The organism is Synechococcus sp. SYN20, from assembly GCF_014279555.1.
Classification (GTDB): domain Bacteria; phylum Cyanobacteriota; class Cyanobacteriia; order PCC-6307; family Cyanobiaceae; genus Synechococcus_C.
The window spans coordinates 73,226-86,819 of the sequence record NZ_CP047959.1 but is presented as its reverse complement, the minus strand read 5'-3'; the positions used below and the strand labels follow the sequence as shown (position 1 = coordinate 86,819).

The following is a 13,594-nucleotide window of genomic DNA, read 5'->3' as shown; positions in this document are numbered from 1 at the left end:
TTAAGCTTTAACATCTATGTCTCGAGATTGACCAGCAGGCGGCGCAGGCTGGAACATAAACATCGAATAAATCACATTGCGGCGCATATTCGTCATCATCTCCAGGAACATATCGTAGCCCTCATTTTTATATTCAATCAGTGGATCTTTCTGTCCATAACCCCGCAATCCAACCGATTCACGCAGAGCATCCATGGCCTGCAGATGTTCGCGCCAAAGCGTATCAATCTGTTGAAGAATAAAGAAACGCTCAGCTTCGCGCATCAGCCCTGGACGCAACTCCTCAATCTGGCCTTCTTTGAGATCGTAGGCATTGCGTAATTGCTCCTGAAGGAAGGCCTTGAGATCATCCATTGAAAGGCCCTGAAGTTGATCAGGTTGAAGGTCTTCAAGTAGATAAACAAACTCTTTCACCTTGCTGACAAGTTGCGAAACATCCCATTCCTCAGGGGGAAGGTCGGGATTCACATAAGCCTCAACGATCTCATTCATCGTGCGCTCTCCGTAGCCAATCACCTGCTTCTTCAGTTCACGGCCATCAAGCACACGCCGTCTCTCGGTGTACACCGCCTTACGTTGATTGTTCATCACCTCGTCGTACTCAAACACCTGCTTACGGATGTCGTAGTAGTACGTCTCTACCTTCTTTTGCGCCCCCTCAAGAGAGCGGGTGAGCATGCCCGATTCGATCGGCATATCTTCCTCCACCCGGAAGGCATTCATCAACCCAGCAACGCGCTCACCACCAAAGATGCGCAGGAGGTTGTCTCCCAACGACAAGAAGAATCGTGTGCTCCCAGGATCACCCTGACGACCAGCACGACCGCGCAGTTGGTTATCAACCCGGCGTGATTCATGGCGCTCCGTGCCAATCACGTGCAGGCCTCCAGCCTCACGCACGCCCATCTCCTCCTGTTTCACAACGGCGTCGTATTCGCCTTTCACCTGGGCGATGGCGGCACGCAACTGAGCAATCTCAGGATCCTCTGTTGGGGCTTTTTCTGCTGCCGTCGCGATGCGATCTTCCAGCTCGATGACACTTAAAGCGCGATCACCCCACGCTTTCACCAACTGCTTAGCAAGATCCACCAGGGCCTGATCCGTGTCTTCCGTGAGCTGGCAGGGGTAGAGATTGCCTATCGCCTTAGCTTCACTGGGGGCATTGCCGTGAGGACCACTAGCGGGGGACTGGGTCGAGAAACCGCCGCCGCCTTCCTCGCTGCGCTGAAGTGGAACGGGAGGTCGGTGGCCATCCTCTGGGCGCACAAGCCGAGGGAGCAGCACTTCGCGCAACTTGAGGCGCGCCATGTAATCACTGTTGCCGCCAAGAATGATGTCAGTGCCACGGCCCGCCATGTTCGTCGCAATGGTCACCGAGCCTGCCCGACCGGCCTGAGCAACGATTTCCGCCTCCCGCTCCACGTTTTCCGGTTTGGCATTGAGCAGGTTGTGGGGGATATTTTCCTCCGCCAACAAGGCACTGAGCAGCTCACTTTTCTCAACGCTGGTGGTACCCACCAACACGGGCCGGCCTTGCTTGTGCACTTCAGCGGTTTCTTTGGCCACCGCTCGCCATTTCGCCGTTTCGGTTTTGTACACCTGATCCACCCAGTCTTGGCGGGCGCGCACCCGGTTCGTCGGCACGATGGCGGTTTGCAGGGAATAGGTCTTTTCGAATTCCGTTTCCTCTGTTTTGGCCGTACCGGTCATCCCCGCCAAACGGGGATAAAGCAAAAAGAAATTCTGATAAGTAATCGAGGCCAGGGTTTGCGTTTCTGGCTGAATCGCCAAGCCTTCTTTGGCCTCAATCGCCTGGTGCTGTCCATCACTCCAACGCCGGCCCGGCATGACCCGGCCCGTGAACTCATCCACGATCACCGCCTCACCATCGCGAACGATGTAGTTCACATCACGAACAAACAGCTCCTTGGCCTTGAGGGCGTTGGTGATGTAGTGCGCCCAAGGATCCTGTGGGTTGTAGAGATCTTCCACACCAATTAAGGCCTCAGCTTTGGCGAATCCCTCATCCGTGAGTGTGGAACTGCGCTGCTTTTCATCCACCTCGTAATCCCCTTCAGGGTCGATGCCGTCTTTGCCCATTTCGGCGGACCGCTCCAAGGCCTCAGCCACCTCTGCCGCTTTCTGATATTTCTCTTGAGGGCGTTCCACCTGCCCGGAAATGATCAAAGGCGTGCGTGCTTCATCAATCAGGATTGAGTCGACTTCGTCGATCACACAAAACTGAAACTCACGCTGCACCACCTCATTAATGTCGGCGGCCATATTGTCGCGCAGATAATCAAATCCAAGCTCTGAATTGGTGGCATATGTGATGTCACAGCCGTAATTAATCCGGCGTTCCGCCGGCGACATGTCTTGCTGGATCAATCCCACCGAAAGGCCAAGGAATCGATGCACTTGCCCCATCCATTCCGCATCGCGGCGGGCCAAGTAGTCGTTCACGGTGACCACATGCACACCACGGCCGGTAAGCGCGTTGAGGTAGCTGGGGAGGGTGGCAACGAGCGTTTTGCCCTCACCAGTTTTCATCTCGGCGATTTGCCCCTCGTGCAGCACCATGCCACCGATCATCTGCACATCGAAATGACGCATGCCCAGTACACGCTTGCCCGCTTCGCGCACCACCGCGAAGGCCTCGGGCAACAGATCATCGAGCAAAGGCCGTTGTTTATCTAACGACCCAGCAGCATCCAAGCGCTGGCGAAACTCTGCCGTCCGCCGGCGCAGGTCGTCGTCGCTTAGCGGTGCAATCTCCTCCTCGAGCAGATTGATGTCAGACACGATCGGCTGATAACGCTTTAGCTTGCGGGCGTTGGGATCACCCAGCAGGAGCTTGAGCATGGAAATCGCCAAATCGATTGCGCAACAGCCTACTGAGGCCCACTGGATGGCATGGCTATAACCAGAAGAAATTCAGGCTGTGTAATCGCTCGATCCTCACCATCAGGAGAAGAGCCCATCGAGAGCTTGCAACCAAACCTTGCGAGCAAACAAATCGAGATATCTGTCCCGCGCCTCAAGGCTCAGCGACGCTCTAAGTGCTGGCGAAGTCGCTAACTGATGGAGAACCAATGACAACTCTTCAGGCTGTTGGGACCAAGGCAATCCAGACAGTTGTCCGACCCAGCCCATCCCAGACCGCTTGTTTTGAAAAGCGAGTGACGGAATCCCTGCTGCCATGGCCTCTAACTGCACGATCCCAAAGGCTTCTGTGGAGCGATCCGAAGGGAGCACCAGAACGTCGGAAGAAGCGAGTTGTGCCAACTTCTCCTCCTCATCTAAGCGGCCCAGGAAAGTCACAGCAGAGCTCGCGCCAAACAACGTCGCACTGAGCGCTTCAAAGACAGGCCGGCGTGGGCCATCTCCGACGACTGCTAAGGACCAAGGCTCCTTCAACAAGGCAAGAGCTTCCAACAACCAGTCCAAGCGCTTGTAACTATCAAGCCGGCCGATGAATAGCACCCGCAATGGCATTGCTGTTGCTGAGCGCGATGGCAACGCCAATAGAACCTTTTCTTGTTCTGCATTCAGGCAACAGGGCAAAACAGCCACACGAGCGGGCTGGCATCCATAACGAATCAACTCTTTCGCCAACACGGGGGAGGTCGTGATGACTTTGGTCAAATGAGGGACGACACGAAGGGCCAGCCACTGATACACAGCAAAAAGCCGATTCTTCGAGCCTGGCTCCGGAGCAACAAAGCAGTGCCAATGGGCGAACACTGGCCGACGGGGATGCAGAAGACGGGCCAATAGCAAAACCAACAGCACCCCTGGCGATGGCAAATGCCCATATAGAGGTCGGCGTGAGAACAAGAGGCTCCAAAGCGCACGTGATGGCAAGGGAAGCAACAAACGGCCGAGGGGTGGACTCGCCGGCAACACCACACGGGGATAGGAAACCGGCAAGGCATCAAGCTCATCAGCGCTGCGAGATTGCGCATCAAAGCTGAATACCGTTGCACCCCACTCACTCGCTAATGCATGGGCCACCCGCTCCACGCCTCCATAGCCTGGAGGCCATTCGCGCATGAGTTGAGCAGGAGAGTCCATTACCCACCAACCTGATCATGAGCAAACAAACGACCAGGAATCGCAGCGTTCAAAAGATTGGATCGTTTCTTTCCATCATCTCAGCCAGACACAGTTCGCTCGGTGCGAGGCCTTTGCCGATGATGGAGGTCTGATTAACCCGCCATGGCCCGCATCCGACTCGTTCAACATGCCGCCGGCGCCCCAGGCCTGAGATGGTTTGGACTGGGCCCTGATCTCAAGCCAAGCCGTGGCCTGCTCAAGCTGCGTCGCTTGCTCCACAAACATGCGTTCTGGGCGCAACAGCGCAACACGGCAGATCTGAAAAGGATGCTGGCGGGCAGCAGGGTTGTCGTGAGCCTTTGGCGGGGCAAGCGAATGGTGGGGTTCGGACGAGCCACCAGCGATGGAATCCATCGCGCCGTGCTTTGGGATGTGGTTGTTGCCGGAGACCTTCAAGGCCGCGGACTCGGCCGGAGGGTCGTGGAAGCCCTGCTCAGCGCTAAAGACATTCGCAACGCTGAGCGCGTGTATCTGATGACCACCAACAGCTCTGGGTTCTACCAACAGCTGGGCTTTGAACCAGCCAGCCAGCAGCAATTGCTGATTCGCAAGCAATGACCCAGCACCCAAGGTTGGATCGAGATTCAACCGTGATCATCCTCATCCATGCGTTTCTGAAACTCTTGGCGCCATCCCTCCCAGGTTTTTGACCCTGGTGTTTGCTGGGCCATCAGCTCTGTTTGCTGACAGATGAGCTCTTCCGACTGGTTCAGATCGAGACCGGTTGTGGCATGGGGAGGGACGTACCAATCCGTTCCCACGAACAGCTCAATCGTGTTGCCTTCGGGGTCCGGGACATACAGGGACCAACTACCGCCATGGTTCATGGATTGCATGCCTGAGACGCCCAGTTCAGTGAGCGCCTGAAAGGCGTCAATGAGCTTGCGCAGGGTCTCGATTTCAAACGAGATCTGATTGATCGTCGACGCACTGGTCTCTGCACGACCTGGAGCCAGCACGATTTGATGATGCTCGAGCAAGGAACGGGAGAGAAACAGCATTTCCTGATCACCATTCCCCAGGCGATCCGTGACGTAGAACCCGAGAACATCGCAATAAAAACGCTCCATGACGGGCAGGCTTTTCACATACAGCCCGAGATGAGAGAAGGAGGGCTGCAGTGGCAAGGCTGAATTCACGGATGCAACGAGCAACAACGTTGAGGAGAACGTAGCCAGAACGTCCTCCATCCAAAAGTCTCAACAACCCACTCGAATGGGTGCTGAGGGCAGCCACCGGCGCATGAACAAAAACGAAAAGCGGATGAAGAGATTCGAACTCTCGACCCTCTCCTTGGCAAGGAGATGCTCTACCACTGAGCTACATCCGCAAAGCCGTGCTGAACGCTGGGTTCGCTACGACCTGGGCAGCATGCAACACAAAGGGGCCGTTGGTCAATGCCCCGGCAAGGCCTTCATCAAGGAAGCCATCTCTAAAGCCTCCAAGCCGTAGCTCCAGCCGAGATTGCTCTTGATCCCGGCACGCTCCAGGGCCTGCTGCATCGTGTCGGTCGTCAACACCCCAAAGATCACGGGCACGCCCGTGTCACGCGCCACAGCGGCAATTCCCTTACTGGCTTCCGCGACCACCACATCAAAATGGGGGGTGTCACCGCGAATCACGGCACCCAGGGTGATCACAACCTGGTAGCGCCCACTACGGGCCAGACTTTGGGACACCAAAGGCAGCTCAAACGAACCCGGCACCCAAGCCACATCAAGCTGGGCACTCTCAGCAGTCGTATCCACACCGTGGCGGGACAGGCAATCCAAGCAACCGCTCAGCAGCTTTGCCGTCACCAAATCGTTGAAACGGGCCACCACAACGGCGATACGAACCTGGCCTAAATCAGTGAAACGTCCTTCAAACGTGGCCATGAAAAGGCAGGGGCAAGTAAGACCATGCTCCCATCAAGGCGTAACTCGGTCTGAAGTGGACTTCAGACCACGAAGTAGCTCACGCCCCAATTGAGCAGCACCAGGGCCACCCAGGCGATCCCACCCAACAGGATCAAGCGGTTGGCACGTCCGCTGTCCTCATTCGAGGCATACAGCACAGGAACCGCCACGATGAGGGCAAACGACATCACCACCAGGGCCAGCACGGTGAGGGTGTTGAGGATCTGCATGGAGTTTTGTCGACGCCAGGGCGGTGCGAAAGATTCTCACATGCACCCGGAACCCTGGCCCACCTTGGAATCAAGCTTCACAGCTTGTGGTGATCCAAAGACGTCCTCCACTGCTGTGAGACTTACGATCCATGGATCGCTACGCCACCCGTGCCCCAACCGGACCTGGCCCTGCAGGGCAACCTTTTTGGGGATGCGGAACCGGCCAGTTCGCCGCCAAACAAGGGTCAGCAAAAAGAGGGTGCGCTCGATCAGCTCGATGATCTCGAGCTCACGCAAGATGCCAAGCAGCGCCCCCGTCAACGCCAACTTCAGCGCCAAGAACCACAACAGCATCCCGAACCCAGCAGCAACGACACCAACAGCCATCAAGACGCCAACAGCGACGACGATCTCCCGCCCTGGTCGCACCACAGCCAGGTCAGCCCAGAGCAGCTCACTCCAATGCTCCGCCACTACGTGGAACTCAAAGCCGCCCATCCCGATCGGGTGTTGCTGTACCGGCTCGGAGACTTTTTTGAATGCTTCTTCGAAGACGCCATCAACTTGTCACGCCTGCTGGAGCTCACGCTCACAGGGAAAGAGGCAGGCAAACAGATTGGACGGGTGCCTATGGCTGGCATTCCCCACCACGCCGCTGAGCGCTACTGCTCCGAACTGATTCGCCGCGGCCTCAGCGTGGCGTTATGCGACCAACTGGAAGCAGCCCCTGCCAGTGGATCCGCCAAAGGAACCTTGCTGCGCCGAGACATCACCAGGGTGCTGACTCCGGGCACGGTTCTGGAGGAAGGCCTGCTCAGCGCGCGCCGCAACAACTGGCTGGCGGCGGTACTGGTTGAACCCGCGCAAGGCCGGCAGCCCTTCCGCTGGGGGCTGGCCTGCGCCGATGTGAGCACGGGCGAATTCCTCGTCCGCGAACAGGACAACAGCGCTGCGCTGCATCAAGAACTGTCGCGGCTCGATCCAGCGGAACTGATCCACCACAGCCAAGACAACACGGCGCCCAGCTGGTGTCCGGAGCGCCTGCAACGCTGCGACATCGGCAGCACAGCTTTTAGCCAACCGGAAGCAGAAGCACTGCTCTTGGAGCGGTTCCGCTTGCAAACCCTCGACGGGCTTGGGCTGCAAAACGTTCCCCTCGCCATGCGCGCTGCCGGCGGATTGCTCGCCTACCTCAGCGACACCTGCCCCTTAGACGACAACGGCATCACACCGCCGCCTTTGGAGCGACCGATCACCTGCTTCCCAGGGGACGCGCTGGTGCTCGATGCCCAAACCCGACGCAATCTCGAGCTCACCGCCACCCAGCGTGACAACCAATTCCAGGGCTCGCTGCTCTGGGCGATCGATCGCACCCTCACCGCCATGGGCGCCCGTTGTCTGCGTCGCTGGATTGAGGCCCCACTGATGGACCCCTCCAGCATTCGCACCCGCCAAGCAAGCGTGAGCCAATTGGTAAGCAAGCGACCGTTGCGGCAAGCCCTGCGGCGCTTGCTGCGGCCCATGGGTGACCTGGAACGGCTAGCCGGACGGGCCGGTGCAGGCCACGCTGGAGCCCGAGATCTCGTAGCAATCGCCGACGGCTTAGGGCGCCTACCTCAGCTCGCCAACCTGATCGCCAGCCAGCTCAAGGGCGGCCCCTCTTGGCTCTCGGATGTGCTGGAACCGGATCCAGCCCTCGCGGCGCTCGGGGAGAGCATCCGGCGTCAACTCGTGGACAGCCCACCGCTAAGTCTCAGCGAGGGAGGGCTGATCCACGACGGGGTCGACCCACTCTTGGATGGCTTACGCAATCAGCTCGATGACCAAGACAAGTGGCTGGCGGAACAGGAGCAACGCGAACGTCAGCGCAGCAACAACAACAACCTCAAGCTGCAATATCACCGCACCTTTGGCTATTTCCTATCGGTGAGCCGGGCCCGCTCAGGCGCCGTACCAGACCACTGGATTCGCCGCCAAACCCTGGCGAATGAGGAACGCTTCATCACCCCCGACCTCAAAGCCAGAGAAGGCCAGATCTTTCAGATGCGCGCCCGTGCCGCCCAACGCGAGTACGAATTGTTCTGTGCATTGCGAACAGAGATCGGCCATCACGCAGAGGCAATCCGCCGGTCCGCGCGGGCGATCGCAGGCCTTGATGCCCTCACCAGCCTGGCGGAAGCCGCGGCCACGGGAGGTTGGTGTGCTCCTGAAATCACAGCGGATCGCAGCCTGGTGATCGAACAGGGCCGCCATCCAGTGGTTGAGCAGCTGCTCGTGGAGACGGCCTTCACCCCAAATGACAGCGACTTAGGAACAGGCATTGATTTGGTCGTGCTCACGGGGCCGAATGCCAGCGGCAAAAGCTGCTACTTGCGCCAAATCGGCCTGATCCAGCTGCTGGCCCAGATCGGCAGCTGGGTTCCAGCGCAAACGGCTCGAGTCGGAATCGCCGATCGCATTTTCACGCGCGTCGGCGCGGTCGATGACCTCGCCGCGGGCCAGTCCACCTTCATGGTGGAGATGGCGGAGACCGCCAACATCCTGCATCACGCAAGCGACCGCTCACTCGTGTTGCTCGACGAAATCGGGCGCGGTACCGCCACCTTTGATGGACTCTCGATCGCTTGGGCCGTCAGCGAACATCTGGCCGGTGATCTCCAAGCCCGCACCGTCTTTGCCACGCATTATCACGAGCTGAATGCCCTGGCCAGCGAGCGCAGCAACGTCGCCAACTGCCAGGTGCTGGTGGAAGAAACCGGAAACGATCTGGTGTTCCTCCATCGCGTCGCTGCTGGCGGCGCCAGCCGCAGCTACGGCATCGAAGCCGCCCGCTTAGCGGGGGTGCCAGCCTCCGTGGTGCAGCGCGCGCGCCAGGTGTTGGATCAACTGGCCACCTGACGCAGCAAGGCATTCACGGCTGCTGCCACCAAACCGGCGCCGCCGCGGGTGCCGTCCAAGCGGATCTGATCCAGGGAGGTTTGCGCCAAGCGACGCTTGCTTTCCGGCACCCCCACAAACCCCACTGGCATGCCAATCACCAGGCTTGGAGCTGCTGCCCCCGCATCCAGTTGATCCAGGAGTTGCTCCAAAGCGGTTGGCGCACTGCCAATCAATACCAGTGGTAATGGCTTGCCGGCGCCCGCAGCGGCCTGGGTCAGCTCGGGCCAAGCGCGCACCATCGCCGCTGCCGAACGGGTGGATCTCTGCGGCGACTGGGCCGGGGCCCAATCGAGCAGGCAGCGCACCTGATTACCCACGGTACGCGCCGCCATCGGCCGCACCGCCGCTGCCGCCATCGCCGTGTCCGTGAGAATTAGAGCTCCCGCCTTGAGGGCCTGAAGTCCCGCCTCGCAAGCACGGGGGCTGAACTCAAGCAGGGCCGCTAAGGAGGGATCCCCGCTGCTGTGCACCAGCCGTTCCAGCACGTCTTGCGGCAGGGGGTCCAAACCGGTGTCTCCCAGAAGGGCCCGAATGCGGCGAATGCTTTCGGTAAAGATTGGATGATCGCGGTTCAGGGGAATCCAGACGCAACTCCGGCATCATCGACGCAGAGCCGCCCCCTGAACTTCAAGCTTCTCCATGCCAATCCATCTGCTCTGGGGGGACGACAGTGCTGCCCGCGACCGCGCCGTCGCAACCCTGATCGATCAGGCGATTGATCCCAGCTGGAGCAGCATCAACCTCAGCCGTCTTGATGGCAGCGAAGCCGGCCAAGCGCAACAGGCCCTGGAGGAAGCACGCACGCCACCCTTTGGGGCAGGGATGCGAGTGGTGTTGCTGCAACGCTCCCCCTTTTGCAATGCCTGCCCAAGCGAACTGGCCGATCGCTTTGAAGCAGCGCTCGAGCTCATCCCAGACAGCACCCAGCTGCTGCTCACCAACCCAGCCAAGCCAGACGGACGCTTACGCACCACGAAAGCTCTGTTGAAGCGGGTGAAGCAGGGGCTCGCCAGCGAACAGAAGTTCCAGCTTCCGGCGATTTGGGATGGAGCCGGCCAACGCCAACTGGTGGAGCGCACAGCTGCGGATCTCAACGTGAGCATGGAAGCGGAGGCCGTCTCCGCCCTTGTGGATGCCATCGGCAACGACAGTGCACGCCTCAGCATGGAATTGCAAAAGCTGGCGCTCCACGCCGAAAGCCATGGACACGAGCGCATCAGCGCTGAAGCCGTACACACCTTCATTGAAGGCCAAGCCACCAACGCCTTGGCTGTGGGAGATGCCTTGTTGGAAGGCGATGCTGGCGGCGCCATTGGTCTTCTCGATGCCCTAATCGATGCGGGTGAACCCGCCCTACGCATCGTTGCGACCCTCACCGGACAAATCCGTGGCTTGCTGTGGGTGCTGCTACTAGAACAGCAAGGAGAACGCGATGTGGCCGTGATTGCCAAAGCGGCCGGCATCGGAAATCCCAAGCGGATCTATGTGATGCGCAAGCAATTACAAGGCAGGAACCCGAAACGGCTTTTATCTCTCTTGGGTCGGCTTTTAGAGGTGGAAGCGCGGCTTAAACGAGGAGCCTTACCAGGAGATGCCTTTCGAGACGGATTGCTGGGCTAATTGATCATCCACCCAGCGCTCTAACAACATCCACAACCTCGCCGTTAATCCATCTCCAACACATCGAGCGTGTTCTGCCGGCGTTGAGCATCACCCCTTGCATAATTATCAAGGCATTGATCTTTCCGAACCAAGAGGCAAGACACATAATCCGATGCGGCGATTAGAGCAGCACGAACAGCTTTGGAAGCCGGCGTTTTTTTCGTTTCACTCGACGACTCATTGAAACTCAACGTTCCAGCTGCGGCCAAACCGTAAGCACCAGCGCCACTAGCACCTGTAAGCCCGCCAACCAAACCCGCCAGAGGAGCTAAGGAGCCACCAGATCCCTTTACTTTGGCCGTATTTTTGGCCCTACCTTCAACAGTTTTATAACCAACAACTTCGCCCGTGGTTGTATCGACAACACGAAGATCTAACGAAACATACGCCTTGGTTTCCGCCACAGTTTTAGAACCTCCAAACCCCATAAACCTCATCCCACTTCCGGATTGCTTTGTTTCCACATTGTTTTCATAACCACTAACACGGCCAAGAATGATGTACTGAGAGCCAGTCATCTGCCCAGACTTTGCAGCGCGATCATTATTTTTAACGATACCCAATTCGGCCATCTCTTGCTCCGACAGCACAGCTTTTACATTTTGCCTTTCGACCACCGTGAGTCCACCTGCAGCAGACAATTCATTTGAAAGAGCATCAGCCAGCTGCCTGCTCACCCTGGGGCTCCACCATGCCAACTGGCCAACTTCGTTTTTAAAATCGGGTACAGATACAGTTGGGCCTGCGATCGACGCCAAGGAGCCAACAAAAGAAAGCCCAATAAATAATGAGGGAAAGATCGCTGAGGTACGTGCTCTCATAATAATCAGTATCAGCCAATTAATTAACCACGGTTCCCCTAATATGTAAACAACGTGGTCTATCAAGTGAATTCACTCAATGGTCACTCTCAACGCAGTTAAAATGAGATGATCCCCAGCTGTTGGAGACCGTTGAGATGGCCCTGCTGGTGCAGAAGTTCGGCGGTACGTCCGTCGGCAGCGTGGAACGCCTGCAGGCCGTCGCCCGGCGCATCGCCGACTGCAAAGAAGAGGGCAATGATCTGGTGATTGTGGTGTCGGCGATGGGTCACACCACAGACGAGCTCACCGCCAAAGCCAAAGCGATCAGCGCCGCACCGCCGCAGCGGGAGATGGACATGCTGCTCTCCACCGGCGAACAGGTCTCGATCGCCCTGCTCTCGATGGCCCTGCATGAACTAGGCGTGCCAGCTGTTTCGATGACCGGAGCCCAAGTGGGGATCGTGACCGAATCCGCCCATGGCCGGGCCCGCATCCTCGATGTGCGCACCGACCGGCTACGCGCCCGGCTGGCAGAAGGGCAAGTGGTGGTGGTGGCTGGCTTCCAAGGCACCAGCCTCAGCCGCGGCGGAACCGCCGAAATCACCACCCTCGGCCGCGGAGGTTCTGACACATCAGCCGTTGCCTTAGCCGCAGCTCTAGGTGCGGATGCATGCGAAATTTATACCGATGTGCCAGGGGTCCTCACCACCGATCCGCGCAAGGTGGCTAACGCCCAACTGATGCCACAAGTGAGCTGCGATGAAATGCTCGAACTCGCCAGCCTGGGCGCCGCGGTCCTCCACCCCCGTGCCGTTGAGATCGCCCGCAACTACGGCGTGAACATGGTGGTGCGCTCCAGCTGGAGCGATGCACCAGGCACCACACTCACCAGTCGCAATGCCAGACCGATCGGCCGCGATGGCTTAGAACTTGGCCGTCCTGTTGATGGTGTGGAACTCCTCGAAGATCAAGCCGTGCTGGCCCTCTCGCACGTGCCTGATCAGCCAGGGGTTGCTGCCCGCTTGTTCGAAAGCCTGTCTGCAGGAGGCGTGAACGTGGATCTGATCATTCAGGCCACCCATGAGGGCAGCAGCAACGACATCACCTTCACCGTGGCGGAAGCGGATCTCGATCAAGCACGCAGCATCTGCACCACGCTGGTGGACAGCCTTGGCGGCAACCTCAGCTCAGACGGCGGTATGAGCAAGCTGAGCATCAGGGGCGCTGGGATCATGGGCCGCCCTGGCATCGCCGCTGGCTTGTTCGACACGCTCTCAAGAGAAGGAATCAACCTGCGTTTGATCGCCACCAGTGAAGTGAAGGTGAGCTGTGTGGTGGACGCCTCCATGGGAGGCAAGGCTTTGCAAGCCGCGCAACAGGCCTTTGAGCTGAGCACACAGCAGCAACACATCAACCCTCCGGCCAGCGGAGAGGGCGAACCGGAGGTGAGGGGCGTCGCCCTCGATCGCGATCAAGCGCAAATGAGCGTTCGTCATGTGCCCGACCGACCGGGGATGGCAGGGGCCCTCTGCTCCGCGCTCGCTGACGCCGGCATCAGCCTTGATGCCATCGTTCAATCCGAACGGCAGCACCGCGATGGCAGCCGTGACATCAGCTTCATCGTGAAACGCGAGGACCGAGCAGCCTCGGATCAAGCCCTCGCGCCGCTCCTTGCCCAATGGCCTGGCGCCGTTCTTGAAGATGGGCCTGCCATTGCCCGCGTCAGCGCGATCGGCGCTGGGATGCCTGCCACCGCAGGAACGGCAGGGCGCATGTTCCGCTTCCTCGCTGAAGCTGGTGTGAACATCGAATTGATTGCCACCAGCGAAATCCGGACCAGTTGCGTGGTGGCTGAATCCGATGGCATCAAGGCCTTAGAGGCCGTTCATGCTGGCTTCCAACTCGGTGGATCTGAATGCCATCAAGCGCAGGGCACAGAGTCACCGCTTGAGGCTTAACTCAC

General features: G+C 58.7%; 11 protein-coding genes and 1 tRNA gene. 4 read left to right on the top strand and 8 right to left on the bottom strand.

Annotated elements, in window-relative coordinates; genetic code table 11:
• Both secA and SynSYN20_RS00425 read right to left on the bottom strand, forming a co-directional pair.
• A complete protein-coding gene (gene secA, locus SynSYN20_RS00430; protein ID WP_186524278.1) occupies positions 1-2,862 on the bottom strand; it encodes a preprotein translocase subunit SecA in 2,862 nt (953 codons plus the stop codon).
• 102 nt (positions 2,863-2,964) lie between these two features.
• Positions 2,965-4,074 (bottom strand): glycosyltransferase family 4 protein, encoded by a 1,110-nt coding sequence (locus tag SynSYN20_RS00425; protein WP_186524277.1) that lies wholly within the window; start codon positions 4,072-4,074, stop codon positions 2,965-2,967.
• A 144-nt stretch (positions 4,075-4,218) separates the two neighbouring features.
• Here SynSYN20_RS00425 and SynSYN20_RS00420 point away from each other — a divergent pair, with 144 nt between their 5' ends.
• On the top strand, positions 4,219-4,674 hold the full coding sequence (locus SynSYN20_RS00420; protein WP_186524276.1) for a GNAT family N-acetyltransferase: 456 nt from the start codon (positions 4,219-4,221) through the stop codon (positions 4,672-4,674).
• Positions 4,675-4,700: 26 nt separating this feature from the next.
• On the opposite strand, the gene SynSYN20_RS00415 is transcribed toward SynSYN20_RS00420, so the two are convergent.
• From SynSYN20_RS00415 to psbZ, 4 genes are all read right to left on the bottom strand, one after another.
• Positions 4,701-5,306, bottom strand: coding sequence for a VOC family protein (locus tag SynSYN20_RS00415; protein WP_255476306.1), 606 nt, complete (start codon positions 5,304-5,306; stop codon positions 4,701-4,703).
• 68 nt (positions 5,307-5,374) lie between these two features.
• A tRNA-Gly gene (locus tag SynSYN20_RS00410) sits at positions 5,375-5,446 on the bottom strand.
• Between the two features lie 64 nt (positions 5,447-5,510).
• Positions 5,511-5,993 carry a 6,7-dimethyl-8-ribityllumazine synthase gene (gene ribH, locus SynSYN20_RS00405; protein WP_186524275.1) on the bottom strand — a complete coding sequence of 161 codons (483 nt, stop codon included), beginning with the start codon at positions 5,991-5,993 and terminating at the stop codon, positions 5,511-5,513.
• Positions 5,994-6,055: 62 nt separating this feature from the next.
• A complete protein-coding gene (psbZ, locus tag SynSYN20_RS00400; protein ID WP_186524274.1) occupies positions 6,056-6,244 on the bottom strand; it encodes a photosystem II reaction center protein PsbZ in 189 nt (62 codons plus the stop codon).
• Positions 6,245-6,394: 150 nt separating this feature from the next.
• Here psbZ and mutS point away from each other — a divergent pair, with 150 nt between their 5' ends.
• Positions 6,395-9,124 carry a DNA mismatch repair protein MutS gene (gene mutS, locus SynSYN20_RS00395; RefSeq protein WP_255476305.1) on the top strand — a complete coding sequence of 910 codons (2,730 nt, stop codon included), beginning with the start codon at positions 6,395-6,397 and terminating at the stop codon, positions 9,122-9,124.
• Here the strand turns inward: mutS and SynSYN20_RS00390 are convergent.
• A complete protein-coding gene (locus SynSYN20_RS00390) occupies positions 9,109-9,672 on the bottom strand; it encodes a precorrin-8X methylmutase (RefSeq protein ID WP_370586693.1) in 564 nt (187 codons plus the stop codon). The two genes, mutS and SynSYN20_RS00390, sit on opposite strands and share 16 nt — an antisense overlap.
• Positions 9,673-9,805: 133 nt before the next feature.
• Here SynSYN20_RS00390 and holA point away from each other — a divergent pair, with 133 nt between their 5' ends.
• Positions 9,806-10,786 carry a DNA polymerase III subunit delta gene (gene holA / locus SynSYN20_RS00385; protein WP_186524273.1) on the top strand — a complete coding sequence of 327 codons (981 nt, stop codon included), beginning with the start codon at positions 9,806-9,808 and terminating at the stop codon, positions 10,784-10,786.
• Between the two features lie 44 nt (positions 10,787-10,830).
• Here the strand turns inward: holA and SynSYN20_RS00380 are convergent, their stop codons facing one another.
• Positions 10,831-11,715: a CsgG/HfaB family protein gene (locus SynSYN20_RS00380; RefSeq protein WP_255476304.1), complete on the bottom strand. Its 885-nt coding sequence runs from the start codon at positions 11,713-11,715 to the stop codon at positions 10,831-10,833.
• A 71-nt stretch (positions 11,716-11,786) separates the two neighbouring features.
• Between SynSYN20_RS00380 and SynSYN20_RS00375 the strand changes: the two genes are divergently transcribed.
• Complete coding sequence (locus tag SynSYN20_RS00375; protein ID WP_186525343.1) at positions 11,787-13,589, top strand: aspartate kinase; 1,803 nt, start codon at positions 11,787-11,789, stop codon at positions 13,587-13,589.
• Positions 13,590-13,594: the final 5 nt, after the last annotated feature.